Genomic DNA, 25,613 nt, shown 5'->3' with positions numbered 1-25,613 from the left:
GCGAGGCGCGTTATAACGTGCCTTGCCTTGTCAAAATCCCTGATAAATAGATAAAATTGCTCAGTTTTATTACATAAGTTTGAGGCAATTTCTATGACAATTTCAGGGACGCTACCTATCGTTTCTAAAGTTGATCGCTCTAGTGACGACTTTAGAGAAAATTTCAATTTTCATTTTTCAAATGTAGAAGAATTAAGAAACAAAGTTAAACATGCTCATATGGGTGGAGGGGAGAAGTCTGTTTCTCGTCACCATTCTCGTGGAAAGCTACTTCCACGTGAGCGTATTGATAAGATCCTCGATGCAGGATCTCCATTTATTGAATTATCTTCATTAGCTGCTAATGGTATGTACGGCATGGATATTCCAAGCGCTGGTATCGTAACAGGTATCGGTAAAGTACACGGTGTATGGTGTATGTTTGTTGCAAACGACGCCACTGTTAAGGGTGGAACTTACTTTCCTATGACTGTTAAGAAGCACCTAAGAGCGCAAGAAGTGGCACGAGAAAATCGTCTACCTTGTATTTATCTTGTTGATTCTGGTGGGGCCTTCTTACCAATGCAAGATGAAGTATTCCCAGACAAAGAACACTTTGGAAGAATCTTTTTTAATCAGGCACAAATGTCTGCTCAAGGGATTCCACAAATTGCTGTTGTTCTTGGTTCATGTACTGCTGGGGGAGCGTATGTTCCTGCCATGGCCGATGAATCAATTATCGTAAAAGATAATGGAACGATCTTCTTAGGTGGACCTCCGTTAGTAAAAGCGGCAACAGGTGAAGAGGTTGATGCCCAAACACTAGGTGGAGCAAAAGTTCACACGAGTGAGTCTGGTGTAGCTGATCACTTTGCAGAAGATGAAGAGGATGCGCTAGCGATTACGAGATCAATCGTTGAAAATACAAACTTCGTGCAAAACGAGGACGACTTTAACTTTGAAATGCCAAAGTATGACGCTGAAGATATCTACGGTATCCTTCCTCGTGACACTAAGAAGCCATTTGATATTCGTGAGATCATCGCTTGCCTTGTGGATGGTTCACGCTTTCATGAATTTAAAGAAAAGTATGGGCCAACTCTGGTTTGTGGATTTGCAAAGATTTGTGGTGAGAGAGTAGGAATTGTTGCCAACAACGGAATTCTATTTTCTGAATCTGCAATTAAAGGTTCTCACTTTATTCAGTTATGTGGTCAAAGAAATATTCCATTAGTTTTCCTTCAAAATATTACAGGATTCATGGTTGGTTCAAAATATGAAGCGGAAGGGATTGCAAAGCATGGTGCTAAAATGGTTACGGCCGTTTCAACTGTAAATGTTCCTAAATTTACTATTGTGATTGGTGGATCATTTGGTGCAGGAAACTACGGTATGTGTGGACGTGCTTATTCACCACGTTTCTTATGGATGTGGCCAAATGCTCGTATCTCAGTAATGGGTGGAGAACAGGCCGCTGGAGTACTTGCAACTGTTCGCCAAGATGGGCTTAAGGCCAAAGGTGAAAAGCCAATGAGTACAGAGGAAGAGGCAAAGTTTAAGCAGCCGATCCTAGATAAGTACGAAAATGAAGGAAGTGCATATTACTCAACAGCTAGACTGTGGGATGATGGAGTAATCGAGCCACACAAGACTCGTGACATCTTAGGAGCAGCTCTAAAAGCAAGTAAGCAAGCACCAATTGAAGAAACTAAGTTTGGTGTCTTTAGAATGTAGGAAATAAGAAAGGATTTTTTATGACAGGATTTACAAAAGAAATAAGAACAGGTGAAGAGAGTGGGATTTGCTTTATTACACTTAATCGCCCTGAAGTACATAATGCGTTCAATGATGAAATGATTGCAGCTCTAACGGAAGAATTCCTAGCACTTGAAAACGATGATAGCGTACGCGTTGTGATTCTCACTGGTGCTGGAAAATCATTCTGCGCAGGAGCAGATCTTAATTGGATGAAGAAAATGAAAGATTACTCGATGGAGGAGAATATTGCTGACTCGAAAAAGTTAGCAGGACTATTCCATGCAATTAATAATCTTTCTAAGCCAGTGATAGGTCGAGTAAACGGAGCTGCCCTTGGTGGTGGTGTTGGACTTGTTGCTTGTTGTGACTTTGTTATTGCAAGTGAAAGTGCCAAATTTGGATTAACAGAAGTTAATTTAGGTCTAGTACCAGCTGTTATCTCTCCATTTGTTATGGCAAAGATTGGAGAGTCAAATGCTCGCCACTTATTCCTGACAGGGGAAAGATTTGATGGAAAACGTGCTCTAGAGATTGGCCTAATTCATAAAGTATCACTTGATCGCTACTACGATGCAGATATCGTTAGTATGGCAAAAGAATTAATCAAGGTAGCACCAAATGCACAAAGAGTTGCAAAGAAGCTTATCTTTGGTGTGAAAGAGCGTCTTGGAAATGATGAAGAGATGATGAATTACACTTGTGAAGTTATTGCTAAGCAGAGAATTTCTGATGAAGGTCAGGAAGGAATGACTGCACTACTTGATAAAAGAAAACCAAACTGGAAATAATATTTATGAAGAAGATTGAAAAAGTATTAATCGCCAACCGCGCCGAGATTGCACTAAGAGTTATTAAAACTTGTCGTAACCTTGGTATGAAAACTGTAACTCTTTACACTTTTGAAGAAAGAAATCTTCCTCAAAGAGAGTTCGCTGATGAGTCTTATTACCTAGAAGGGAAACTTCTTAGTGAAACTTATCTTAATATGGATAAGATTATTCAGATCGCTAAAGAGAGTGGTTGTGATGCAATTCACCCAGGTTATGGATTCCTTTCGGAAAATGCTACTTTTTCTCAAAAAGTAACAGACGCAGGCCTTATCTTTATTGGCCCAACTCCAGAACATATTGTTTTAATGGGTGATAAGAAGGGATCAAAAGACAAGATGATCGAAATTGGTGTCCCTGTTATTCCTGGGTATAATGGTGAAAATCAAGAACCAGAACTTCTAAAGTCTGAAGCTGATAAGATGGGGTACCCTGTTCTTGTTAAAGCATCTGCCGGTGGAGGTGGTAAAGGAATGAGAGTTGTTAACGACTCAAAAGATTTCCTTGCTGAACTTGAAAGTTGTAAGCGTGAAGCCTTAAGCTCTTTTGGCTCTGATATTGTACTTATTGAAAAATTTATAACAAGCCCTCGCCACATTGAAATTCAGGTGATGAGTGATACTCATGGAAACCACTTTCACTTCTTTGAAAGAGAGTGCTCTATCCAAAGACGTCACCAGAAAATTATTGAAGAAACACCTTCAATGGCATTGAGTGATGAATTAAGAAAGCGCATGACTGATGCTGCTGTAAAGATCACTACTGCAATTGATTATCATGGTGCTGGTACTGTTGAGTTAATTCTTGATGGAGAGGATTTCTACTTTTTAGAAATGAATACGAGGCTACAAGTAGAGCACCCTGTAACAGAGATGGTTACAGGTTATGATCTTGTCGAACTACAGCTTATGGCCGCCAGTGGTGAGAAATTTGATTTTACTCAAGATGATATTAAGCAAGTAGGACATGCTATTGAATGTCGTATTTATGCTGAAGATCCTGATAATGACTTTATGCCAGCAATTGGCCGTCTTGAGTATATTGGAGACGCTATTGATGGCGTACGTCTCGATACTGGTTATAAGAACGGAAACTCAATCACTGTTAACTTTGACCCTATGATTGCAAAGGTAATCACTTGGGGAGCTGAAAGAAACGAAGCTGTTGGAACTATGATTGCAGGCCTTAACCACCTTCCATTTGAAGGTCTAACGACTAATAATGATTACCTTGTAAGAATCTTAAAACATGAAGCATTCTTAGCAGGAAATACATATACTCACTTTGTAAAAACATATGAAGCGGATCTCGCTCCTGCAGAAGTCTATGCTGAGGAAATCGCTGCGGCACTTGCTCATGACTTCTTAAAGGATGATATTCTTTTTGATTCATTTAGAATGAGTGGAGATGCTGGAGAAAAGAGAGTCTATGAATTTGGTGAAAATACTTTTGAAGCATTCTTTAAGTTCTCTGGAGTAAGTACTTTAGTTGTTCGTTTTGAAGGCTTTACAAGTGCTGTTGATATTGAAGAGGATGCTCTTTGGATTAATGAAGTGCCATTTCATATTTTAACTCAAAAAGACGCCTATATTGTAAATAGTAAGCGTGTTGAAATTAAAAGAAGTGTTGCAAAACGTTCTGGGGCCGCAACTGGTGAGGCCCATGAAATGAGCTCTCCGATGCCTGGAAAGATCCTGAAGGTTCTTGTTGAGGCCGGTCAAGAAGTAAAGATTGGTGACGCTCTTGTTGTTATGGAGGCCATGAAAATGGAACATACAGTTAAGGCATCTCGTGATGGAAAGATTGATGCTATACTTGTTCAAGAAGGCCAAACTATTGATGGTGGAGTTGACCTCGTAGAATTAAACTAACTCGGATTAACTATGACTAAGAAAATTAAGATTGTTGAAGTAGGACCTCGTGATGGATTGCAAAATGAAAAGAATTTTGTGGCCACGGAAGATAAGCTTGAGTTTATCAGGCTTCTTAGTGAAACAGGTTTATCAACGATTGAAGTAACAAGCTTTGTTCGTCCAGATAAAATTCCTCAAATGAAGGATGCTGCGGATCTTTATCCACAGGTGCTAAAGTTTACGCAGGAAAAAGGAATTGCAACACCTTGCTTAGTTCCAAATCTCAAAGGCCTTGAGGTTGCAAAAGATCTTGGGGTAAAAGAAGTTAGTATGTTCACGGCAACATCTAGTACTTTTAACCAGAAGAATATCAATGCAACGATTGAGGAGGCCCATGCCAGACAAGTCGAAGTGGCAAAGGCCGCACTCAATGAAGGCATGAAAGTTAGAGGGTATCTCTCGACTGTCTTTGGCTGCCCATATGAAAAAGATATCGAAGATAAGGCCATTCTCGATGGTATTCAAAGATTATTGGATCTTGGATGCTATGAGATCTCTTTAGGCGATACGATTGGTGTTGCTAACCCGGCCCAGGTTAGACGAATAACGAAACTCATTGCTAGTCATTTTGATTTAAAACAAATGGCCATGCATTTTCACGATACAGAAGGTATGGCGTTAGCAAATATCTATGCCTCTCTTGAAGAAGGTATCGAAGTTTTTGATTCATCTGCGGCAGGTCTTGGCGGTTGTCCATATGCCAAAGGGGCAAGCGGTAACGTTGCAACAGATGATGTTGTTAATCTCTTACATAAACTTGGTTATGAAACTGGTGTGGATATGGATAAACTTCATGACGCTAGTTCATTTATCATTTCTAAAATCGGTCACACAGCACCGTCTAAGTTTTTTCAAGCTTATAAAGGAAGAAAGTAATGTCTATTTACGGCTACGAATTTGAACATTTAAAAATCGAAAAGAAAGATGCGGCCCTATGGGTAAGTCTTGATAATACAAAGATGGCCAACGCTATCACAAATAAAATGATTGCTTCTCTTACTGAAGTTTTAACATTTGCTGATGGTGATCCTGATATTCGTGTAATTGTTTTAAGAGGCGAGGGAGATAACTTCTGTGCTGGTGGCGATATCAAGGCAATGGTTGCTCGTAAGGGAATGTTTGCTGGAGAATCATTTGAATTAAGAAATCGTTATTCAAAAGGAATTCAAAATATTCCAAGAGTCATTGAAAGACTTCAAAAACCAATTATAGCAATGGTTCACGGTGGTGCTATCGGGGCAGGTTGTGATCTTGTGGCAATGTGTGATCTAGCAGTGGCAAGTGATGATGCTAAGTTTGGTGAGACTTTCTGTAAGCTCTCACTTGTTCCAGGTGATGGAGGCCCATACTTTCTTACGAGAAAAGTTGGCTACACTAAGGCAATGGAAATGTACTTAACAGGTCGTATCTATACTGCTAAAGAGGCCATGCAAATGGGACTCGTTAATAATATTGTAACTGGTGAAGACCTTGAGTTAGCGGTTAGTGCATTTGCAAATGAAATTTCTGCCAATGCTCCAGTTGCGGTTCAATTAACAAAAACTGCGATGAAACGTGCTGCACATGACGATCTTGAATCTCACTTAAATCTTATGAGTGCTTATCAAGGGATTGCTCAGCGAACGAATGATCATTTTGAAGGATTATCAGCTCTAAAAGAAAAGAGAAATCCAGACTTCAAAGGAAATTAGTATTAAGCTTATCGTTTTGGCCTTCATGGTTTTAGTTCTCTCGTCTTGCTCTAATACTCTCTATAGTGGAGAAGGGGAAAGACTATTGCATATTTCAAAACATGCTAATCGAGAGGCCATTACACTAAAAGCTAATCATGAAGTTCAAAATATGTTCTATGGAACTCTTCCAAAACAACACCATGTGAAGTTAGGAAATGATTTCTTTCGACGTCGAAGTGAGTATGTCTCTCGTATCGAAATTCAAGAGCTGGAGTCACCCCTAGATCAATTCATTAAATTTTTAAGCTTCGGACTCTTTTCAAAAAAACAAATTGAAGTAAAGGCCGCAACAGATATTGGAGAGAATGAGTATGAAGTTTACTAAATTTATCATGCTCCCTTTATTGTTATTGATTACTTCTTGCGCTTCAAGTGGTGTAAAGCTTAATAGCCAATTCTGTGCTTCTCGAAATGGAGTGTGGGCAAGTTCTGAAGAGAAGCTTCAATATCAAGTTTCAAAAAATATTTCTGGTTTTGGAATTGAAGAGAGAAGAATTCGCGATATCTTTAGGCAAAGAAGCTACGATTGTCGCATGGTTAGTAAAATGCGAGTTACAATTAAACAGGGGTTCTTTGAGGCACTCATTAGCCTTATTCCTGGTTATTCTTCAAATACTGTTATCATTGATTTTAATCTAGAAGATTCATAAGGCCTGAAAAGAAGTCTTTCTTATAGGCATCCACTTCTTCTTGCGACTCAAGGTGACCAAAATTCTGGCGATCTTGCTTAACAAAGAAGCTCTTAGCTTTATCTGTGCAAAGAAAACGAGAGTGATGGCGCGCAAGCATATTTCCGTAAATCTTTCTCTGCTTACAAACTGTCATAATAAGCTTTTCTTGAGCACGTGTAATTCCAACGTAACAAAGTCTACGCTCCTCCGCGTCACCTTCGCCGTTAACAATTGTTCTCTTGTGAGGAAGAATTTCTTCTTCAACTCCAACCATATAAACTTGCTTAAACTCTAGGCCCTTAGATGAGTGAAGTGTCATCATTGTCACTTCATTCTTTCTCACATCATCATCCTCTTCATCATCTTTTGAGTCTTGAGAGTCCTGTAACATGAGCTTTTCCATGAATTTATTGAGGGTTGCTTGCTCTTTAAAGTTTTCTGTAAAGCGGGCCGCTGACTCAATGAAGAAGTGAATATCGTCCTTTCTTCTAGAGGCCTGTTTAACTTGATCATAACATTTATCAATATATTCAAAATATTTTAAATCTTCAGTAAGGCTTGTTATGGCCTGACTAAGTGGTTGTCTTTCAAAGTATCCCTTTGCTGTTTCGATCAATTGAACAAATGCAGATATTTTTTCAGCTCTTGGTCCTGCAAGCTCTGGTGCACCTTTCATCGCACTAAAGAGATCGATTTGGTGTGCCTCGCTTTCTTCTAAGAATTTTTCTAATGTCTTCATTCCAATCCCACGGTTTGGAACATTTAGAATTCTTCGAAGGGCCATCTGATCGGCCGGGTTTTTAATAACCGAAAGATAGGCCATGATATCTTTTACTTCTTTCTTTTCGTAAAATTTCTGACCACCAATAATTGTATATGGAACTTGTGAAAGTCTTAGCTGTTCTTCAATTGGGGCAGCTTGTGTATTTGAGCGGTAAAGGATTGCGATATCACCAAGGTGTCCACCTTTTGACTGGTGAGAGATAATATCCTCTACAATGATTTCCGCTTCATGATCAGTATCTTCAAGCTCCCAAAGAATTGGTTTGTGATCACTTGGTTTATCTGACCAAAGTGTCTTATCTCTTCGATCTGTATTTTCTTGAATAACAGCGTTAGCAAGTTTTAGAATTGGTGAAACTGAGCGGTAATTTTGCTCTAGCTTAATAATTTTTGCTCGGGAGAAGTCTCTCTCAAATCCAATAATATTTGCAATATCGGCACCTCTAAATGAATAGATGGCCTGGTCGTCATCACCAACTACACATAGGTTATCGTGTGCACATGTTAAGTGACGAATCAGTCTAAATTGAAGTGGGTTTGTATCCTGATACTCATCAACCATGATGTACTTAAAACCATTTGAGTACTCGAGAGCGATCTCAGGGTTCTCATCAAATAGTTTTACTGTAAGGAGAAGAATATCATCGAAATCGATAGCATTATAAAACTTAAGCTTCTCTTGATAGTACTCGTAGAGAAAATTGACTGCGTGATCGTATGGATCCTCACCGTCAAAGAAAGGTGAGTCAGCAAAGTCTTCAGGCGTGATCCCTTCGTTTTTTAGCTTACCAATTTTTGATTGAATAACTTCTTTTTTAAAAGAGCCTTTATTATCGTGATAAAGTCTAAGTCCTTCACGAATGATGCTCATCTGATCTGTTTGATCATAAATAGAGAAATTCTTATGATAACCAAGATGAGTAATTTCTTTCTTAAGAATTTTTAGACCAAGAGAGTGAAATGTCGCTAGTGTCATTCCTCGAGACTTATTCTTCCCTAGGAGACCGTGGACTCTTTCCTTCATTTCTTTTGCGGCCTTATTTGTAAATGATACGGCCAGGATCTGCTTACCTGGAATATGCAGGTTATCTACCATATGCGCAATACGATACGTGATAGTACGTGTTTTACCACTTCCAGCACCTGCTAAAATCAGTACTGGGCCTTCGATGGTCTCAGCCGCCGCGCGTTGTTTGTCGTTTAATCCTGCCAATGAAATCATGCCTATAATGTGCCTCCAGAGAGGCGATTAGGCAATCGCTTTATCAATTCTGACTTACTTTTTTAAATGCATTGCATCTTGATAAAACCGAGCTAAAGAGTCAGAATTTCATGCATGAACACAACACAACTACGATCGATTTTATTGAATTTAGTAATTCTACTGGGTGCGCTATATACCCAAGCATCTGAGCTTCCTAGTCGAAGTGATATCCATGCATTAATTGGCCACCAGACTTCCGTTAAGTCTCAAGGCTCACGAGGTACATGCACAATGTTTAGTGCAATTGGAATTGTTGAGCACTTACTTATTCGTAAGCATGGAGTTCTTCCTGTTGAGCTCGACTTATCAGAGCAGTGGATGGAGTATCTCATCATGAAGGATAAGAATACTGAAGGCTCTACAACATCAAGAAATATGCGCGCCATTCTTGATTGGGGAGTTGTCCATGAGAAGACATGGCCGTACTCTCGTAAGAAATGGCCTTCACTTGATGAAGACTATCCAGAGATTACAATGGCCAAACAAGCCTGTGGCCACTTAGTTGCGTTACCAAAATACTTAAAGTCATGCCTGCTTGGCCAACGTGATCCACGTTTATTTGAAATGGCCGATTATGATATTGCTCAAATTGATCCGGACTTTATTCCAATTAGAAAAGAGGCAATTTATTTACGAGATACTCTCGTGAATGATCTATATTCAAGAAAGAAGTCTTATCTGTCGAAAGACCTATCTAAAATTAAGAAATGGTTAAGTGATGGAAAGTCAGTTATTCTAGGGACCAAGTTATACTATGGTTCGTGGAATTCTAAGAAAACTGAAACATATGAAATTCAAGAGCGAGATAAATCCAAATGGTATGCCGGCATTGTTGGCTATCCTGAAGTAGGAACTCGCGATCGTCGAATTTCTCGAACTAATGGCGGAGGCCATTCGATGATTCTTGTTGGTTATGATGACGATATTGTCGTTAAGACAAGAATGCAGATGGAAGATGGTTCGTGGCAAGAGTTTGAGTACAAAGGTGTTTATTACTTTAAAAACTCTTGGGGTGTTAAAGGCTTTGGAAAAAGATTTAAGTTAGATGGAGTAAGTTATCCAGGTTATGGAATGATTACTCAGAAATATGCACATGATTTTGGAAATTTTTTCTATATAGATTAAGGAGATGGCCATGGCCAAGAAGAAAGTAGCAAAGAAGAAAGTTGCTAAAAAAGCGACAAAAAAAGTAACAAAGAAAAAAGTAGCTAAAAAAGCGACTAAGAAAAAAGTTGCTAAGAAAGTAGCAAAGAAAGCAACGAAGAAAAAAGTTGCTAAGAAAGTAGCAAAGAAAGCAACAAAGAAAAAAGTTGCTAAGAAAGTCGCAAAGAAAGCAACGAAGAAAAAAGTAGCAAAGAAAGCAACGAAGAAAAAAGTTGCTAAGAAAAAAGTAGCAAAGAAAGCAACTAAGAAAAAAGTTGCCAAAAAAGTTACGAAGAAAGTAGCAAAGAAAGCGACTAAGAAAAAAGTTGCCAAAAAAGTTACAAAGAAAGCAACTAAGAAAGTAGCACCAAAGAAAGCAGCTAAAAAAGTAAATCCTTCAAAGGACCTTTTTGACTCTCTTTTAGAACTTATTAGAGTTACTTCAACTGTTCTTCCTGACGATATTCAACGAGTTGTTCTTGATGCTCTTCACAGAGAAGAAAAGAATACAACTGCTGAATACGCAATGAATATCATTCAAGCAAATATCAAGATGGCAGAGAAAAAGTCTCAGCCACTTTGCCAAGATACAGGGACAATTGTATTCAAGGTTTATCATCCAAGAGACTTTGATCAAGATGCATTCAGAAAGGTATGTGAAAAGGCCGTTCTTGAAGCAACTAAAATCGGTTACCTAAGACAGAACTCAGTTGATTCACTAACTGGTAAGAATGACTGTATGAATGTTGGTGGTGGACACCCTGTTATCAAATTTGAGCAACACAAGTCTAAGAACCTAGAAGTTAAGCTTATGCTTAAAGGTGGGGGATGTGAAAATGTTGGTGCTCAATACTCTCTTCCAAATACAGAGCTAAACGCTGGACGTGACCTTGATGGTGTAAGAAAAGCAATTCTTGATTGTGTTCAAAAAGCCCAAGGTAAGGGATGTGGGCCAGGTGTTCTTGGTGTATGTATCGGTGGTGATAGAGGAACAGGACACGTCGCTGCTAAGGATCAGTTCCTAAGAAAGCTAGATGATACAAACGCAAAAGCTGAACTTGCTGCTCTTGAAGCTGATATTGTTGAAACTGCAAATAAACTTGGTATTGGGCCAATGGGATTTGGTGGTAAGACAACTCTTCTAGGTTGTAAAGTTACTGACCTTAACCGTTTACCAGCATCATTCTTTGTTTCTGTGTCTTACATGTGTTGGGCATTTAGAAGACAGGGGATTGCACTTAAACCTAATAACCAAATTAAAAACTGGCTATACTAAGAGGCGTATATGAAACGTTTAGATTATCCATTTACAAAAGAACAAATTAGAGAACTTAAAGTTGGAGATATGGTTTTAATCTCTGGAAAGATGTTTACGGGACGCGATGCTGTTCACAAACGTCTTCACGAAGGGACAAAGCCACCAGTTGATTTAAATAACCAGATTATCTATCACTGTGGACCTGTTGTCCTTGAAAATGAAGATGGGACATACGAAGTTAAGGCCGCGGGGCCGACTACTTCAATTCGTGAAGAGCCGTATCAGTGGGAAGTCATGCGCGACCACGGTATCCTTGGTGTTATCGGTAAAGGTGGTATGGGACAGAAGACTCTTGACGGTTGTAAAGAGTATGGATGTGTTTACTTCCACGGTATCGGTGGCGCTGCACAGGTTTTAGCTGAGAAGATTAAGTCTGTAGACAATGTTTATTGGCGTGATCTTGGTTCACCTGAAGCAATCTGGGAATTAACTGTTGATGAGTTTCCTGTTGTTGTGACAATGGATGCTCATGGAAATTCTCTGCACTCAAAAGTTGAAGCGGAGAGTGCTGAAATTCTAAAGGGACTAGTTTAGTTTTAACTAAGCAATTTGAGGTTAGAAGAAGTGAATAAGATTTTATATACGCCAAGTAGAGAGCGAATTCAGTCATCAAATATGATGGAGTTTATAAGACAAATTAATAAGTCCCAAGGACTCGATTGTAAGTCTTATCACTCGCTACATAAGTACTCGGTGGATAATCCTAAAAGCTTTTGGAAAGAACTCGTGAAGTTCTTTGACGTTGATTATACTGGTGATTTAGAGCCAGTGTGCACAGATTTAAGCTTTGATACTTATGGATGGTTTCCAAAGGTAAAATTAAACTTCGCAAAGAACCTTCTAAAAAATGGCCGTGACGTATCCATTGCTTTAAATAGCATTAGAGAAAACGGCCAGGCTCAAAAAATTTCATATAAAGACTTAAAAAATACGGTTGCTGGCCTTCAAGAAGTTATCGCACCTCATATTTCAAAGGGTGATGTTCTTGCTGGCTATATGCCAAATATCGCTGAGACAGTCGTTTCAATGTTAGCGACAACATCTCTTGGTGGTGTCTTTACATCAACTTCATGTGACTTTGGTATCGAAGGTGTTATTGATCGTTTTGGGCAATCAAGGCCTAAGGTTCTCGTAACAGTTAGTGGTTACGAGTACGGTGGTAAGTATTTTGATTTAACAGAAAAGATTAATGCTGTTGTTCAGGCCGTTGACTCTATTGAGAAAGTCATCGTTGTTGACTTCAAAGGTGAGGGGTTTGATGCAAGCTCTATTCATAAGGGAGTTAGCTGGAGTGAAGTTGTAAAACCAGTCGATAAAGAGATCGAATATACAGAGTGTGACTTTGCTGACCCTCTCTATATTATGTACTCGTCTGGAACAACTGGAAAACCTAAGTGTATTGTTCATAGTGTTGGTGGAACACTTGTTAATCATATTAAGGAACTTGGCCTTCACTCAGATCTTAAAGAAGACAAATCAATCTTCTTCTTCACGACTTGTGGGTGGATGATGTGGAACTGGCTTGTTTCTTCTCTATATTTTGGATCAACTGTTGTGCTCTATGAGGGCTCACCAGGTTATCCTACTTTTGGCGATTTTGTTTCACTGATTGAAAAAGAACAGCTTAATATTTTTGGGACAAGTCCAAAATTCTTAAAGGCCTTAGAAGATTCAAATATGGATCTTTCTAAGTATGATATGTCATCACTTGAAACAATTCTTTCAACAGGAGCACCACTACTTCCTGAGCAGTTTGACTACGTATATTCGAAGTTTAAAAAAGACATTCAACTCTCAAGCATCTCTGGTGGAACAGATATTATTGGTTGTTTCTTCTTAGGAAACCCAATTCTTCCTGTCTTTAGAGGTGAGCTTCAGTGTGCGGGCCTTGGTATGGACGTAACCTGCTTTGATTCACAAGGAAAGAAAGTTGAAACAGGTGAAGAAGGTGAGTTAGTTTGTCTTCAAAGTTTCCCTTCGCGCCCAATCTACTTCTTAAACGATGATGATGGTGAGCGTATCAATAAAGCATACTTTTCTGAGTTTAAGGGAGTGTGGCATCACGGTGACTTTATAAAGATCACTGAAGGTGGTGGAGCTATGGTTCTAGGCCGCTCTGATGCGACGTTAAACCCTGGTGGTGTCCGAATTGGTACGGCCGAAATCTATCGCCAAACTGAGACGATCGACTTTATTGAAGATTCAGTTTGTGTCGGAAAGAATGTCGATGGCGATGTTGAGGTATGGCTCTTTGTCGTAACTAAAGATGGTCACGAGCTAACTAAAGAAGACTGTAAGTTTGTTAAAGCGCGTATTCGTGAAAATACGACGCCAAGACATATGCCAAGACGTGTAATTCAAGTTAAGGGAATTCCATATACTCGCTCTGGAAAGAAGATGGAGATGGCCGTTAGCCGTCTTATCAATGGCCGTGCACTTGATAATGTTCAGGCCGTGGCAAATCCTGAGACATTAGATTATTTCTCAAATATCTAAACTCTCTAGGCAATTGATTTTATTTGAAATTCATGGGTTTCTTCTTTGGCCATTGGGATAACACCCGATGAGTATAGATAGTTCAAAGAGGGAACATGTCATGCGAAATTTTATCTACCTATTCCTTGCGCTTAATTGTGCTTTTATTCAAGCTAAAAGCTCGAATTCTGTTGAATGTTTAGGCGGAAGTTTCGAAACACTTGACCCTGTAAATGTTAAGAATGTTCGAATGCTTGCTTCATCAAAGTCTCAATCGATTGGGCCTATTATCAATTATGATTATAACTATCCAAAGCTACCTAGAAATATAAAAGAGATTCTAAGTCCTGATTTAAGAACTGTTTGTGATTTCTATGCTAAGGCCAATCCTACTGATCCATTTTTTCAAGACATTCGCGATAATATTACTGAAAAATACAAAGATGGCGATGATACAGATTTTTTCTTCAAATACCTTTTAGTTCTTCCTTGCTGGCATTATTCTAAAAATATGTTTGATTACTTTACGTCTGGTAATGATGCTAATGCTAGGGCGGGTATCGGACTCTTGTTTGGTGATATGATGCAGCCATTATTTGGTGGAGCTGATCCAAATACTTTTATTCGTATCTGGCGTGAAGGGAAGATGTTTGAAGGGCCAATGTATATTGTCTATGATCATCTTCTAAAAAATTACTCAAAATCTGAGCGCTTTAAAATTGAATATCTACCTATTGTGAAACGACTTAAACACCCTAGGTATATTGCAAAGTTTCCAAAAAAGTCTCTAGAACTGATTAAAAAAGAAGAACCTGATATGCCAATCACGCTACCAATGCCGTAGAGGCAATCTCTATTGCCAAATTTTATTGGGGCCTACTTTATAAGCAATCAAGTGCTTACGGCCTCTCTTTGTTCTTAATTTCTAGTTCATTTATAATAATAGCTGAGGCGTTACCTCTAGTAATGACGTGTTTTCAACTACTTAGTGAATAGGTTCACTCAAGTAAGTTATTGAAATTATGCGAAATTTTGTGAACTAAACCCTAAAGTCAAATATTTTGCTTCCGATTAGTTCACAAAGGATTAGTTTATGAGGAAGTTGATTTTACCATTTTTATTATTATTGTTAGTGCAAAACGGCCATAGTTTTGCATCTGATGGTGTTAATTGCGTGAAGGGGACTCTCGAAACTCTGGATTCTGTAAACGAAGAGAATATCCGTAAAATTGCCAATGTTAGATCGTACGGCGCAAATCCAAATTATCCAAAAGATTGGCCTGCAAATATGAAAGAAATTATGCAGCCAAATGTAAGGGCTGTATGTGATGCCTATTTTTCGGCCAATGATATTGTGCCAAGCTATAATTCAATTATGGAGAATATAGATAAGCACTACCCAGGGGGCCGACAAGAGTTCTTCTTTAAGTATATGTTAACGATGGATTGTTGGGCGTTTCGTAAAAACTTCTTCGATGATTTAAGTTACTCTGGAAACTACTCAAGCTATCTTGGGACGATGATGAAATCTCAATTTGGAGGAGTTGATCCTAATGCTTATATACGAATTGAAAGAGAGGGAAAAATTGTAGAAGGTCCTATCTTTCATGTCTTTGCTTACCTTGAAAAGAACTTTCCAAACTCTAAGCGTGCAAAGGAATATGCGGCCGTAATGAGACGGCTTAGATCGGGAAAACGCTTTAATTTATTTCCTGTAAAGACAATTGATGAGATTAAAAGGGAAGACCCTGATATGCCTATTAACGTGAATTAAGGAAGAAGTTGAAAGTATTACTTTTTATTCTGTCTATTCATTTTTCTTTCTATACGAATGCTCAATGTCGTGCAGGAATTGCTGCAATTTTTATTGGTGGTGATAATATTGAGGAAATTGCTGCAAAAATGGGAAGTGGTCTTAAGTCAAAGGTCGGAAGCGAGTGTGTTGAAAAACTTGGTCTAGATGCTAATTCTGACACATATTGTGAATGTATCTCAAAAAGCGATAAAACTGACTACGATCAGAGCCGAGTGGCATTTCGACAAAAAAGTGGAAAACAGCTTAAAGCTAAAATTTTCGAGTTAGCAGAAAGTATCAAAAATGATAATTCAAATTTAAGTCTTAATTGTAGTTTAAATGATACGCTTTCTAAGAATTGCGATCAACAAATGATTGATGAATTATTTCCAGAATATAAGGGTCTTGATCTAGGTAGTGAAATAGGTAATGATTACTTAGAAATCTTTCAATCTTCTAATTCAGATAATAATACAATTAATCAATTTAGATCAAATATCTGTCAATCTTCTTTAGGTAATACTGCAGGGGTTGGTGTACCTTCACAAGAAGAGCTTGATGACTCTTGTAGAAAGTTTGAAAACGAAGTGATTGGTTTTTGTAAAGGAGAGTCTCTTTCAGGACCTGAGTTTGATAAATTTGACTTTGACCTTGCAACGACACCAGATATTGATAACTTTAATTACTTTTGTAAAATAAAAGATCGTCCATATCGAGAAGATATGTCTAACAATATTCTTTCGACTTTAAAGAATGCTCATCAATCACTTGAAGCACCGGTAAATCCAACTTGTACTAAAATCTGCATGGACGAAGCTCCTTATTCAATACATGGATGTCATGTTGACAACAATAAGGCACTAGATGAATTTAAAAAAGCAAATTGTATTGAAAATTCTGAGACTCCGGATTGTAAATTTTTGAAAGAAGCAATAGGTAACCAATTATTAAAAGACTTCAAATCAGGTGAGTTAAATGAAGATGATATTGCCTTCTTTAGAAGTCATCTGCATGAAGATGATTCTAATGAATTAGAAGAAAGAATTGAGCTTGCAAAGATCGAGTCTAACTCGATGAAGAAGGGCTCACTTGTTTCACAATTCTTTGCCAGCAAAGATGGTGAGGCCCTTGATATTGGTGGCCCTGAAAAGAATGAAAAAATTGCTCAAGTACCTACTCAAGATGATGCTCCTACTGGGTCTCAGATAGCAGCTAAACCGACTGGACCTTCTGAGGCTCCGGCAACAACACAAGTGGCAGAGTCTGCAAATATAAGTGATGGTGTAAACTCTGGCGCAGTACAGATGGCATCTGGCCGAAGCGGTTTAAGAATGGGAGCACGAACAAGAAATAATCGAAATATTTCAAAAAATACGAAGCAGATTGTTGAGACTATTAAAACATTAAGACAAGCTGGAAGTAGTCTTGCCGATGCCCTAACTCAACAGCAAAAAAGACTTAAAAGAGAAAGAGAAAAGATAGCGCGTGAGAATCAAGATAAGTACCAACGTTATGATGCTGAAACTCTTGAGCCAATCCAAAGAGGTAGAAGAGGAAGAGGTTCAAACGGATCAGGTAATTATCCGATCGCAAATGTTGCAAGTACCGGGGCAGGTGGTGGATCAAACTTTGCCACAGGTGGCGGTGGATCTTCTTCAACTGGAAGTTCAACATTTACGCAACCTGAGAAGAAGGCAACAGTAGTTGATATCACGGGGCGTTCGGCACCAAATATTGATTTAAATAATCTTCAAAGTTCTGGAGCAACTTTACCGGCTTCGATTACAAATCACCCAGATGCATCTGAGATTTCAAAAATGTTCAATGGCCTTGCCTATGAGAAAGATGAAAAGGGCAGAAGTATTGCAAGTGAAAAAGGTGAGGTTAAAAAGATTAAGGTTTCTTGGGGTGCTGAGAGTATCGACCTAGGCTCACTTCTTATTAACGCCAAAGACTTAAAGCCTGGTGAAGAATTTATTGTCTACAAAGGTGATATGGATAAGTTTGTAAGGCTTACTCCTGCTTATCGCTTTCAAGCTGGAAAGCGTGTCTTCATCGGTTACCGAGTTGAAAATCGAAATCGCAAAAATGCTGACTTGGCCGCGAGTCTATATGCCAAGAAATTTTTAATTCTATAATTCTATTCAAATTTATATTATGAAACTTTATGCCCTTAAAATGACTTCAAGGGCCTTTTGATTTATTGAACTTCTTCAGAAGGAAGGTCGTCTGATGAACCATCATTTGGCCCAGAAGGCTCTGTCTTAACTGGTGCCTCTGTAAGTCTCTTGTAGATAACAATTAGACGATCTTTTTCAGCATTAAAAAATAGTACTAAGTAGAAATCATCAGATTGTTCTTCTCTAAAAGACTCTAGGTTTCCTGATTGTTTTAGAGAATCAGCTTTAGTTGAAGAGTAGAAGTCTTCAATCTTCTTTGTGTCTTCATATGAGAAACGAGTTGAACCAACGTGATCTGTGGCAAGTGTATCCATGATAACATTGATCTTTTCGTCTTTTAAAAGTAGTTGTAGTCTGCTGTCATCGGCACCAAGAATTGCTTTTTGCAGACCTTCTTTTAGCTCTTTTGAAAAATCAGCGTATGAACATTTATTAGAGATAAATACTAACTCGTTTGCCGGCTTACTCTCTAGGCCTATTAGTTTTTCTTGAGTTAACTCAAGACAAGGCTTTGGTGTAGGTTCTTGACCCTGATCCCCAGTATTTGCAAACACTGGTAGAGCAAGTAGTAATGCTAGTATTGTTTTTTTCATTTCCCTAATTCCCTAATATTATTTGTTGATACGGGCATCCTCCCATAGTTGAGCTTATCAGGCAAGCCTTTGTGCGGCGAGTTGTATAATGTACTGGATGTAACTACTTGATTTTCTTAGCGCCAGAATAGCGTAAACGGACTTCGTCACTTAACCATTGGCCAGCAACGTCTTCTGCCATGAAATCATCGCAATAACGGGCCGGATTTCCGCGTGGAAACTTCTTCTTACCATCGTAGAAGCTCAGGCAAGTTTGAGCGTAACTTTCGATATATTCTGGAAAGTTCTTAGCAAACCTCTTGATAATAACCTTCGTTTTTGTGCTGGCCTTACCGTTTCGGCGATGAAAGATCTCTCCTCTTAGAGGGTGATACTTAAGAAGATCGTCCAACACTTTTTTTCTGCTGTCATAATTGGCCGATAATTCTTCCATTTTATTCCAGGCCATATTCATCACAGGCCCAGGGATTGGATTGGTTAAAAGGTAGTTAGTAAGGAAAACAGATTTCGTTTGTTCATCAATTTTATCAAATGCATTGAATGTTAGAAAAATGATTTCGCTATTATAATCACTTGGCCTAAGAAGTGACTCAATGTCGGCCTTGGCAAAACCATTTAGACAATCTGGATTAAAGATATCCTTGGCCTTGTTGATGATTGAGGCCTTAGTGTCTGTGCGAGAAATCTCTTTGACAATAATTTGTAAGAAGGCCTTCTGCCCTTGATCTTCGCGACAGTAGTAGATTGAATCGTTACTTTTTAAAGGTGCCTTGACTAAGTTGTCGTACTTGCTCTGGAGTGGTGCTGATAGCACCTTATAGATATCAAAGTCGATATCAGGATAGCGGGCCGAATGAGAAATATAAGTATCTAAGTCTTTTTGACAGCTTGAACACTTTTGAAAGTAGAGTCTAGCGTATTTAGAGTAGGCAAGAGTGAAAAAGGCATAGGCCTTAAGATTCTTATTCTCAATGTACTTTGTTATTTTTGAGAACTGCGCCTTATTAATCTCATTTTTATTGATAAGATCTTCGACATACGAAGTTGCCATCTCTCGCGTCATCTTCTTCCATTCAAAATCTCTTTGAGAAGGCCTAACATCTAGGAAGTGCTTCATATATTCACGGTGAGATTTGTCTTTATAGAGCACACGCAAGTCATCCATCGTATAGGTGATGGCCGATACCTTTACTGCTAGGAGTGATATAAATAGACAAACCATTATGCGCATTTAAATAATGTCCTCAATCACAGAGAAGAGAGTTTCTTTTTTAAAAGGCTTTTTAATGAAGTGAACCTTGTCTCGAAGTTCCTCATTATCTAGCTCTTCGTCACCGGAGATGATGATATACTTCAATGTACCAGCTTTCGAGCTATTCTCGAATCGACGCACAACTTCTGCGCCACTAATAACTGGCATATTCTTATCGGCAATGACTACCTTGAGGTTGTCGCTAATATTGTCGAAGTAGTGCTCCACGTCAACTTCACCGCTAAGGGCCAATGTCTCATGGCCTTCTTGGCTTAGGGTAAGAGCAAAGAGCTCAGCAATATTCTCATCGTCATCGATAAATAGGATCTCTTCATTCATAAATATATTTTCTCAAATCTTAATTAATATCAAAAGTAATTTTTAGTTATTTATTGCTGTGAGTTAGATGTGTGAATTTTGTTTTTTAAACCTTCACTTTAGTTTATTATACCCGCTGATAATTAAATGACAAAAGAAATCAACTTTTCGTTGAGAAACACACTTTAATTGGAGTTAATGTGAAGTTACCTGTGGTTAAAAGCGCACAATTAAATGATTCATTTCGCTTAGATTACTATGATCATTTTGAATCTCTTTTATTTGATGGTTCGCAAATTAAAGAGTCTATTAAAAAAGATTTACTATTTTGGACGGAGTTTGATTCTTCATTCAAATTTCAAATAGGTCTTGAAGGTGTTCAATTTTTATTAGGAATTGATAAGGACGAAAAAGTACTACGCCTTTGTAATATAAAAATGGCCAATGAGATCTTTCTTCTTGATAACTATGTTGGAGAGGAAAGTGAAGATTATAAGAAATTCAAAGCACACGTAACAAATGTTATGAGTGTGAAGATTGCAGACTTTCCTGGTGTGAGTAATATCATTAGTCATCGCTATGGACTAAAGAAGCTCGATGAAATCGAGGACCAGTCTGTAAGTGAGATGTCTGATACAATCACAAAGAAACTTCTTACATTTCTTAATGATTATAAACCAGTCTTCTTTGAAAAGATCTCTGACTTTGCTCTAGGTCTTACTGCAAATTATGCACTTCTTAGAATTCACTTATTAAAATTCTTAGCAATCCTACCATCTCTTGATCACGATAAAGAGGGAAAGGAAGTTAAGCGTATTTTAAGAGAGTCATTAAGACGTCTTATTCTCGATTCTAAAAAAGCAAAGCGATTAGATCTGAAAGGAGATCGTCAACCACTACCACCGCAACTAGTTGTTCTCTTTTACTTTGTTCTTTTAATTGTACGCATTTTTCCTGCTAAGGCACTTGCTAATATCGTACGTTTTAAAGTTCGCTTTATGGCAAAGAGATTTATTGCTGGTGAAACAATTGAAAGTGCACAAAAGAATTTTGCAGCAATCTTTAATACGGGAAGAGATGTTACTCTAGACCAGCTTGGAGAACTCGTTGTTTCAGAGTCAGAAGCTGATAATTATATGAATGAAGTTCTAAAACTAGTTAATGGTTTTAGCATGCACATTACACCTGGAAGTCGCAATAAAGCGGGGATTTTAAGAGCGCACGTTTCAATTAAAGTTTCGGCCCTTTGTTCTGACTTTAAACCTGAGGCATTTGATTATACTTACAAGTTAGTTGCCCCAAGACTTATTAAAATCCTAAAGACTGCAAAAGAGCAGCAAGTCTTTATCAATATCGATGCTGAACATTACCACTACCGTGATATCGTTTTTGAAATTTATAAGAAGGCCCTTCTTGAAACCGAAGAGCTAAAAGACTATGCCGATACAGGAATTGTTGTACAAGCATATCTACGTGACTGTTACGACCATCTTCAAGATGTTGTCGAGCTGGCAAAAGAGCGTGGCATGATTATGCCTGTTCGTCTTGTTAAGGGAGCCTATTGGGATGCCGAGACTGTTGAGGCCGAGGCCCATGGTCACAATGCTCCTGAATTCTTAAATAAAGAAGAAACAGATATTAACTTCAGACAAATGATCTATGAAATGTATAAAGCATTTCCACATATCAAGCTTTGTATTGCTTCTCATAACTTTGCAGACCATGCATACGCTGAAGCACTAAGAGAAATGAAATTTAACGACATTGATGAAATTGAGCACCAGTGTCTGCATATGACTTATGAGGCCCTATCGACTGCCATGGCAAAGATGGGATGGGCCGTAAGAAATTACGTTCCAATTGGATCTCTAATTGTTGGAATGGCCTATCTTGTTCGTCGTATTATGGAAAATTCTTCTCAAGTTGGTGTCCTAACAATCATGAGAAGTCATAAGAAGAATGCAAAACTTATGGCACCGAATGAGATTTTTGAAAAACACCAAAGCGAAGGGCTTCTAAATTTAGACTCAACATTAACTCAGGTTCACGGACAATTTAGTAACTGTCCTCCACTAAAAACTTATCTTGAAAAAGAGCTTAAGTATTTTAGAAGTGAGTTTGAAAAATTTGAATCAGGAAAGGATTATGCAACAGACTTTTCTCTAGCAGGAGAGTCGGAATCAGTACTTTCTCCGTCTGATGGAAAGAGTGTCGTTGGAAAAATAACTTTTGCAAACCTAGATGATACGCAAAAAGCAATTGCTACAATTGATGAGTCTTTCTATGAAGGTGAGTGGTCAAAGTCTGCATGGCAAGAAAGAGCTGCTGTTATGGCCCGTGCTGCTGAGATCATGTATCTTCGCCGTAATTACTACTCTGCACTTATTATGCATGAGTCTGGTAAGGCAATTGGCGAAGCTCTTGCGGACGTTGATGAAGCAATCGATTTCTTAAACTTCTATATTAGAAAATTAGCAGAAGTAGGTGATAACGAAGAGTACAAGGCCCGTGGCCCATTTGCTATTATTGCTCCTTGGAACTTCCCACTTGCTATTCCATGTGGAATGACGGCCTCGGCACTTTTAACAGGATCTACAGTTATCCTAAAGCCTGCTGAGCAAACACCTCTTATTACTTGCGAACTCGTGAATTTATTCCATGAGGCAGGTGTACCTAAGGATGCTCTAATTCACCTTCCAGGTGTGGGTGAGACTGTTGGGCAAAAGCTTATTGAAGATAAGCGTATCGCTGGTGTGATCTTTACTGGATCAAAACCAGTTGGTGTTCATATTGCTAAAACTTGTGCCAAGAGACTTTATGAGAATCGCAACACAGGTAAGAACTATCCAGTTCGAGTTATTACTGAAATGGGTGGAAAGAATGCTGTGATCGTCACAAATAATGCTGAGCTTGATGAAACAGTTTCAGGAATTCTTTACTCTGCTTTTGCTCATGCTGGGCAGAAGTGTTCTGCTGCTTCTCGTGTCCTTGTTCACAAAGAAGTAAAGGACAAATTAGTTGCTCGTCTTAAGCAAGCTGCTAATGATATCTATGTGGGGCCTGCTACAGACTTTGCTAGCTTTATCAATCCTCTTGTGAGTCAAGAAGAGAAAGATCGCTTAATTGCTCAGGTTAAAGAAGCTAGTGAAGAAGCGAAGAAGTACGGAGGAGTGGTTCACGTTAATCGTTCAGAAGAAAATCTTCCAGGTTATTGTGTAGGACCTACAATTATTGAACTTCCAAAGTCACGTGCTTTAGAAAAAGATAGTTTTGCATCACGCGAACTCTTTGCTCCTGTTATCCATATCGTTGCTTATGATGATTATGAAGATGCATTAAATATCTTCAATAGTGTTGAGTACGGTTTAACTGGTGGAGTCTTCTCTCAATCTCAAGATGATATCGATTTCTTAACGAAAGAGATGTATATCGGAAATAATTATATCAACCGTCCGATCACAGGTGCTCGTGTTGCTATCGAGCCTTTTGGTGGATTTAAAATGTCTGGAACAGGCCCTAAGGCCGGTGGTGCTGACTACCTAAGAAGCCTCTTTGTTCGTAATAGTTCGCAAGAGCTGAATTCTTCAAAATTTGATAATGGAAGTGATTATGAGCCAGTCGTATCTCGTAGTTCTTCTTCTGATCACTTTGTAAGACGTGAAAAAATGCTTTCAGCGCTAGATGAGATTATTAGTAACTTTGGCCCATTATTCCCAGGAACTTTCGGAGAGCAGAGACATGCTCTTAAGGAACTTAAGAAGTGGCTTGAGGTTGATTATCTAGAGTTCTTAAATAAGGGGCGTGATAATCGCTATATCCCAGGACAAATCAATTACTCTGTTTTTGATTGCAATAAAGACCGTGCTCTTTATTTAAGCTTAAATGAAGAAATTAATATGCAAACATTCTTTGCGGTACTGATGTCTTTAACAACTGGAACAGGTGTTACAATCCTTTGTTCAAATGCTGAAGCTTATCGTTGGTGGAATTACCTAATTGATATTTTAAAGAAGAATCGTTTCTCTAAGAAGAATATCGATTGCTACCACGTAAGCAAGGAAAAGATGCACACACTTTTAAGTGAGAACTTTGATGTGGTTATCTGTGATGGTGATCTTGAATCAATAAAAGAATTCAATAGTGCAGTTGGTGAGCAGAATGGGCAATTTGTTATGACGTCATTTATTTCACCACTTGAAGACTATATTAGTGGGTCTTACTTTGACCTATTCCATATGTTCTCATGTGAGCGAAGCTACGCTGTTAATATCATGAGGCACGGAGCACCGATGGAGTTAGACTCATAATGAAGTATCGTCACTTAATCTTAGGAGCGGGCAATATGGCCCGCGCTTTAATCCCTGGTTTCATCCAAAACTCGCAAGATTGTGAGTTCTTAGTTTTTACTCCAAGTGGAGATAAGGCAAAAAGCTTTGCTGATGATTTTGGTGCGATTTGGGTTAAGGATCTTGAAGAGTTACGTAATACTCATATTGATTACCTCTGGGCCTGCTTTAAGCCGCAACAGTTAAAACAAGTCGCGCTAGAAATTGATTTTCTTACGCACCCATATTTAACAATTGTTTCACTTCTTGCGGGAAGTGACGCTAAGGCATTAACAGAGTATCTAACAACTGATCAAATTATTCGAATTATGCCAAATACGCCGGCGCAAGTTGGCCTTGGAGTTAATGCTCTTTATAAAACAAAGACTGTTCACCAAGATAAGTGGGGCGCTTTTTGGCAGGCATTTAATACAAGTGGAATTAATACAGTTTTTGAAAATGAAGACGATATTGATACCATCACTCCTTTTTCAGGTTCAGGCCCTGCATACTTCTTTGAAATTGCACGTATCTTAATTGAGGATATGAAAGCACGCGGCATTGATGGTGCCCTTGCACATCAAATGGTTGCAGGTACAATAGAAGGTGCTGGTCGCATGCTATCTCAAAACTCTGATGCTGAAACTCTTCGCAATAATGTCACATCAAAAAATGGTGTAACTTATGAGGCCCTTGAATCTTTTAAAGAATCGGGGATGGAGGAGATGTTTAATCGTGCAATTGAGCGCGCATACCAGAGAACACTTGAATTAAAAGGAAGTAAGTAATGAAGAAAGTTTTAGATAAATTACCAGAAGGTTTAAGAAATACGGCCTTTGTAAGACTTTTTGGCCTAACAAAAGTTCCAATGATTTTTTGGCTTAGGCCAACAGTTGTTGAATTAAGCGATGAAGTAACGGCCATTAAAATCCCACTTTCACGTCGTTCTAAAAACCATTTAAATAGTATGTACTTTGGTGCTCTTGCTTGTGGGGCCGACCTTGCAGGTGGATTTGCAGCAATGAAGAAGACGATGGATAAGGGGAAGAGAGTGTCTCTTGCTTTCAAAGAGTTTCACGCTGAATTCTTAAAAAGAGCAGAAGGTGACACGGTCTTTACTTGTACACAAGGTAAGGAGATTGATGCCTTTGTTGAAAAAGTTTTAGCAAGTGATGAGCGTCACAATCTTCCACTGGATATCATTGCAACTTGCCCTGATGTATCTGGGGATGAACCTGTCGCAAAGTTTACGATCACTTTAAGTTTAAAGAGAAAATAAATAAAAT

The 25,613-nt window shown here is 38.6% G+C and carries 19 protein-coding genes and 2 pseudogenes; 17 read left to right on the top strand and 4 right to left on the bottom strand.

Annotated elements, in window-relative coordinates:
- The first annotated feature begins 93 nt into the window (after positions 1–93).
- From ABMA78_RS00940 to ABMA78_RS00910, 7 genes are all read left to right on the top strand, one after another.
- Positions 94–1,713, top strand: a complete 1,620-nt coding sequence (locus ABMA78_RS00940) for a carboxyl transferase domain-containing protein (RefSeq protein ID WP_392856140.1) — start codon at positions 94–96, stop codon at positions 1,711–1,713.
- Between the two features lie 20 nt (positions 1,714–1,733).
- Positions 1,734–2,525: an enoyl-CoA hydratase-related protein gene (locus tag ABMA78_RS00935; RefSeq protein WP_392856137.1), complete on the top strand. Its 792-nt coding sequence runs from the start codon at positions 1,734–1,736 to the stop codon at positions 2,523–2,525.
- A gap of 5 nt (positions 2,526–2,530) precedes the next feature.
- A complete protein-coding gene (locus ABMA78_RS00930) occupies positions 2,531–4,435 on the top strand; it encodes an acetyl/propionyl/methylcrotonyl-CoA carboxylase subunit alpha (RefSeq protein WP_392856134.1) in 1,905 nt (634 codons plus the stop codon).
- Positions 4,436–4,447: 12 nt separating this feature from the next.
- Positions 4,448–5,353, top strand: coding sequence for a hydroxymethylglutaryl-CoA lyase (locus ABMA78_RS00925; RefSeq protein WP_392856133.1), 906 nt, complete (start codon positions 4,448–4,450; stop codon positions 5,351–5,353).
- The gene (locus ABMA78_RS00920; RefSeq protein ID WP_392856131.1) at positions 5,353–6,168 is read left to right on the top strand and encodes an enoyl-CoA hydratase-related protein; all 816 of its coding nucleotides are present in this window, start codon (positions 5,353–5,355) and stop codon (positions 6,166–6,168) included. Before ABMA78_RS00925 ends, ABMA78_RS00920 begins: the two co-directional genes overlap by 1 nt.
- Before the next feature lie 85 nt (positions 6,169–6,253).
- Positions 6,254–6,535 (top strand): hypothetical protein, encoded by a 282-nt coding sequence (locus tag ABMA78_RS00915; RefSeq protein ID WP_392856129.1) that lies wholly within the window; start codon positions 6,254–6,256, stop codon positions 6,533–6,535.
- On the top strand, positions 6,522–6,860 hold the full coding sequence (locus ABMA78_RS00910) for a hypothetical protein (protein WP_392856128.1): 339 nt from the start codon (positions 6,522–6,524) through the stop codon (positions 6,858–6,860). Before ABMA78_RS00915 ends, ABMA78_RS00910 begins: the two co-directional genes overlap by 14 nt.
- Here ABMA78_RS00910 and ABMA78_RS00905 read toward each other — a convergent pair.
- Complete coding sequence (locus ABMA78_RS00905; protein ID WP_392856126.1) at positions 6,841–8,886, bottom strand: ATP-dependent helicase; 2,046 nt, start codon at positions 8,884–8,886, stop codon at positions 6,841–6,843. The two genes, ABMA78_RS00910 and ABMA78_RS00905, sit on opposite strands and share 20 nt — an antisense overlap.
- A gap of 144 nt (positions 8,887–9,030) precedes the next feature.
- On the opposite strand from ABMA78_RS00905, the gene ABMA78_RS00900 reads away from it, so the two are divergent.
- The 7 genes and pseudogenes from ABMA78_RS00900 (at position 9,031) to ABMA78_RS00870 (ending at position 17,797) form a co-directional block, all read left to right on the top strand.
- Entirely contained in the window at positions 9,031–10,053 is a 1,023-nt protein-coding gene (locus ABMA78_RS00900; RefSeq protein WP_392856124.1) for a C1 family peptidase, read from the top strand.
- Between the two features lie 190 nt (positions 10,054–10,243).
- Positions 10,244–10,318: pseudogene (locus ABMA78_RS00895) on the top strand (histone protein); the annotation flags it as partial.
- Between the two features lie 168 nt (positions 10,319–10,486).
- Positions 10,487–11,923: pseudogene (locus tag ABMA78_RS00890) on the top strand (FumA C-terminus/TtdB family hydratase beta subunit); the annotation flags it as partial.
- Between the two features lie 30 nt (positions 11,924–11,953).
- Positions 11,954–13,885 carry an acetoacetate--CoA ligase gene (locus ABMA78_RS00885; protein WP_392856122.1) on the top strand — a complete coding sequence of 644 codons (1,932 nt, stop codon included), beginning with the start codon at positions 11,954–11,956 and terminating at the stop codon, positions 13,883–13,885.
- Positions 13,886–13,985: 100 nt separating this feature from the next.
- Positions 13,986–14,708, top strand: coding sequence for a hypothetical protein (locus ABMA78_RS00880; RefSeq protein ID WP_392856121.1), 723 nt, complete (start codon positions 13,986–13,988; stop codon positions 14,706–14,708).
- A gap of 249 nt (positions 14,709–14,957) precedes the next feature.
- On the top strand, positions 14,958–15,638 hold the full coding sequence (locus ABMA78_RS00875; protein WP_392856119.1) for a hypothetical protein: 681 nt from the start codon (positions 14,958–14,960) through the stop codon (positions 15,636–15,638).
- Positions 15,639–15,646: 8 nt separating this feature from the next.
- Positions 15,647–17,797, top strand: a complete 2,151-nt coding sequence (locus ABMA78_RS00870; protein WP_392856117.1) for a hypothetical protein — start codon at positions 15,647–15,649, stop codon at positions 17,795–17,797.
- Positions 17,798–17,859: 62 nt separating this feature from the next.
- On the opposite strand, the gene ABMA78_RS00865 is transcribed toward ABMA78_RS00870, so the two are convergent.
- The 3 genes from ABMA78_RS00865 to ABMA78_RS00855 all read right to left on the bottom strand — a co-directional run bounded on the left by ABMA78_RS00865 (position 17,860) and on the right by ABMA78_RS00855 (position 20,023).
- Positions 17,860–18,432 (bottom strand): hypothetical protein, encoded by a 573-nt coding sequence (locus tag ABMA78_RS00865; RefSeq protein WP_392856115.1) that lies wholly within the window; start codon positions 18,430–18,432, stop codon positions 17,860–17,862.
- A gap of 103 nt (positions 18,433–18,535) precedes the next feature.
- Complete coding sequence (locus ABMA78_RS00860; protein ID WP_392856113.1) at positions 18,536–19,663, bottom strand: hypothetical protein; 1,128 nt, start codon at positions 19,661–19,663, stop codon at positions 18,536–18,538.
- On the bottom strand, positions 19,664–20,023 hold the full coding sequence (locus ABMA78_RS00855; protein ID WP_392856111.1) for a response regulator: 360 nt from the start codon (positions 20,021–20,023) through the stop codon (positions 19,664–19,666).
- Between the two features lie 179 nt (positions 20,024–20,202).
- On the opposite strand from ABMA78_RS00855, the gene ABMA78_RS00850 reads away from it, so the two are divergent.
- The 3 genes from ABMA78_RS00850 to ABMA78_RS00840 are packed head-to-tail and all read left to right on the top strand — an operon-like array spanning position 20,203 to position 25,606.
- On the top strand, positions 20,203–24,309 hold the full coding sequence (locus ABMA78_RS00850; RefSeq protein WP_392856109.1) for a proline dehydrogenase family protein: 4,107 nt from the start codon (positions 20,203–20,205) through the stop codon (positions 24,307–24,309).
- Positions 24,309–25,115, top strand: a complete 807-nt coding sequence (locus tag ABMA78_RS00845; protein WP_392856107.1) for a pyrroline-5-carboxylate reductase family protein — start codon at positions 24,309–24,311, stop codon at positions 25,113–25,115. Before ABMA78_RS00850 ends, ABMA78_RS00845 begins: the two co-directional genes overlap by 1 nt.
- Positions 25,115–25,606 carry a PaaI family thioesterase gene (locus ABMA78_RS00840; RefSeq protein ID WP_392856105.1) on the top strand — a complete coding sequence of 164 codons (492 nt, stop codon included), beginning with the start codon at positions 25,115–25,117 and terminating at the stop codon, positions 25,604–25,606. The genes ABMA78_RS00845 and ABMA78_RS00840 overlap by 1 nt, the downstream gene beginning before the upstream one ends.
- Positions 25,607–25,613: the final 7 nt, after the last annotated feature.

Source organism: Halobacteriovorax sp. RZ-2 (assembly GCF_043196685.1).
Taxonomy (GTDB): domain Bacteria; phylum Bdellovibrionota; class Bacteriovoracia; order Bacteriovoracales; family Bacteriovoracaceae; genus Halobacteriovorax_A.
The sequence above is the reverse complement of the archived record's forward strand: the minus strand, read 5'-3'. Positions and strand labels throughout refer to the sequence as shown.

Excerpts from the sequence above, each read along its gene's own strand:
- ABMA78_RS00940 (WP_392856140.1), top strand. The coding sequence starts at position 94 with ATGACAATTTCAGGGACGCTACCTATCGTTTCTAAAGTTGATCGCTCT.
- ABMA78_RS00935 (WP_392856137.1), top strand. The coding sequence starts at position 1,734 with ATGACAGGATTTACAAAAGAAATAAGAACAGGTGAAGAGAGTGGGATT.
- ABMA78_RS00930 (WP_392856134.1), top strand. The coding sequence starts at position 2,531 with ATGAAGAAGATTGAAAAAGTATTAATCGCCAACCGCGCCGAGATTGCA.
- ABMA78_RS00925 (WP_392856133.1), top strand. The coding sequence starts at position 4,448 with ATGACTAAGAAAATTAAGATTGTTGAAGTAGGACCTCGTGATGGATTG.
- ABMA78_RS00920 (WP_392856131.1), top strand. The coding sequence starts at position 5,353 with ATGTCTATTTACGGCTACGAATTTGAACATTTAAAAATCGAAAAGAAA.
- ABMA78_RS00910 (WP_392856128.1), top strand. The coding sequence starts at position 6,522 with ATGAAGTTTACTAAATTTATCATGCTCCCTTTATTGTTATTGATTACT.
- ABMA78_RS00905 (WP_392856126.1), bottom strand. The coding sequence starts at position 8,886 with ATGATTTCATTGGCAGGATTAAACGACAAACAACGCGCGGCGGCTGAG.
- ABMA78_RS00880 (WP_392856121.1), top strand. The coding sequence starts at position 13,986 with ATGCGAAATTTTATCTACCTATTCCTTGCGCTTAATTGTGCTTTTATT.
- ABMA78_RS00875 (WP_392856119.1), top strand. The coding sequence starts at position 14,958 with ATGAGGAAGTTGATTTTACCATTTTTATTATTATTGTTAGTGCAAAAC.
- ABMA78_RS00865 (WP_392856115.1), bottom strand. The coding sequence starts at position 18,432 with ATGAAAAAAACAATACTAGCATTACTACTTGCTCTACCAGTGTTTGCA.
- ABMA78_RS00860 (WP_392856113.1), bottom strand. The coding sequence starts at position 19,663 with ATGCGCATAATGGTTTGTCTATTTATATCACTCCTAGCAGTAAAGGTA.
- ABMA78_RS00855 (WP_392856111.1), bottom strand. The coding sequence starts at position 20,023 with ATGAATGAAGAGATCCTATTTATCGATGACGATGAGAATATTGCTGAG.
- ABMA78_RS00845 (WP_392856107.1), top strand. The coding sequence starts at position 24,309 with ATGAAGTATCGTCACTTAATCTTAGGAGCGGGCAATATGGCCCGCGCT.
- ABMA78_RS00840 (WP_392856105.1), top strand. The coding sequence starts at position 25,115 with ATGAAGAAAGTTTTAGATAAATTACCAGAAGGTTTAAGAAATACGGCC.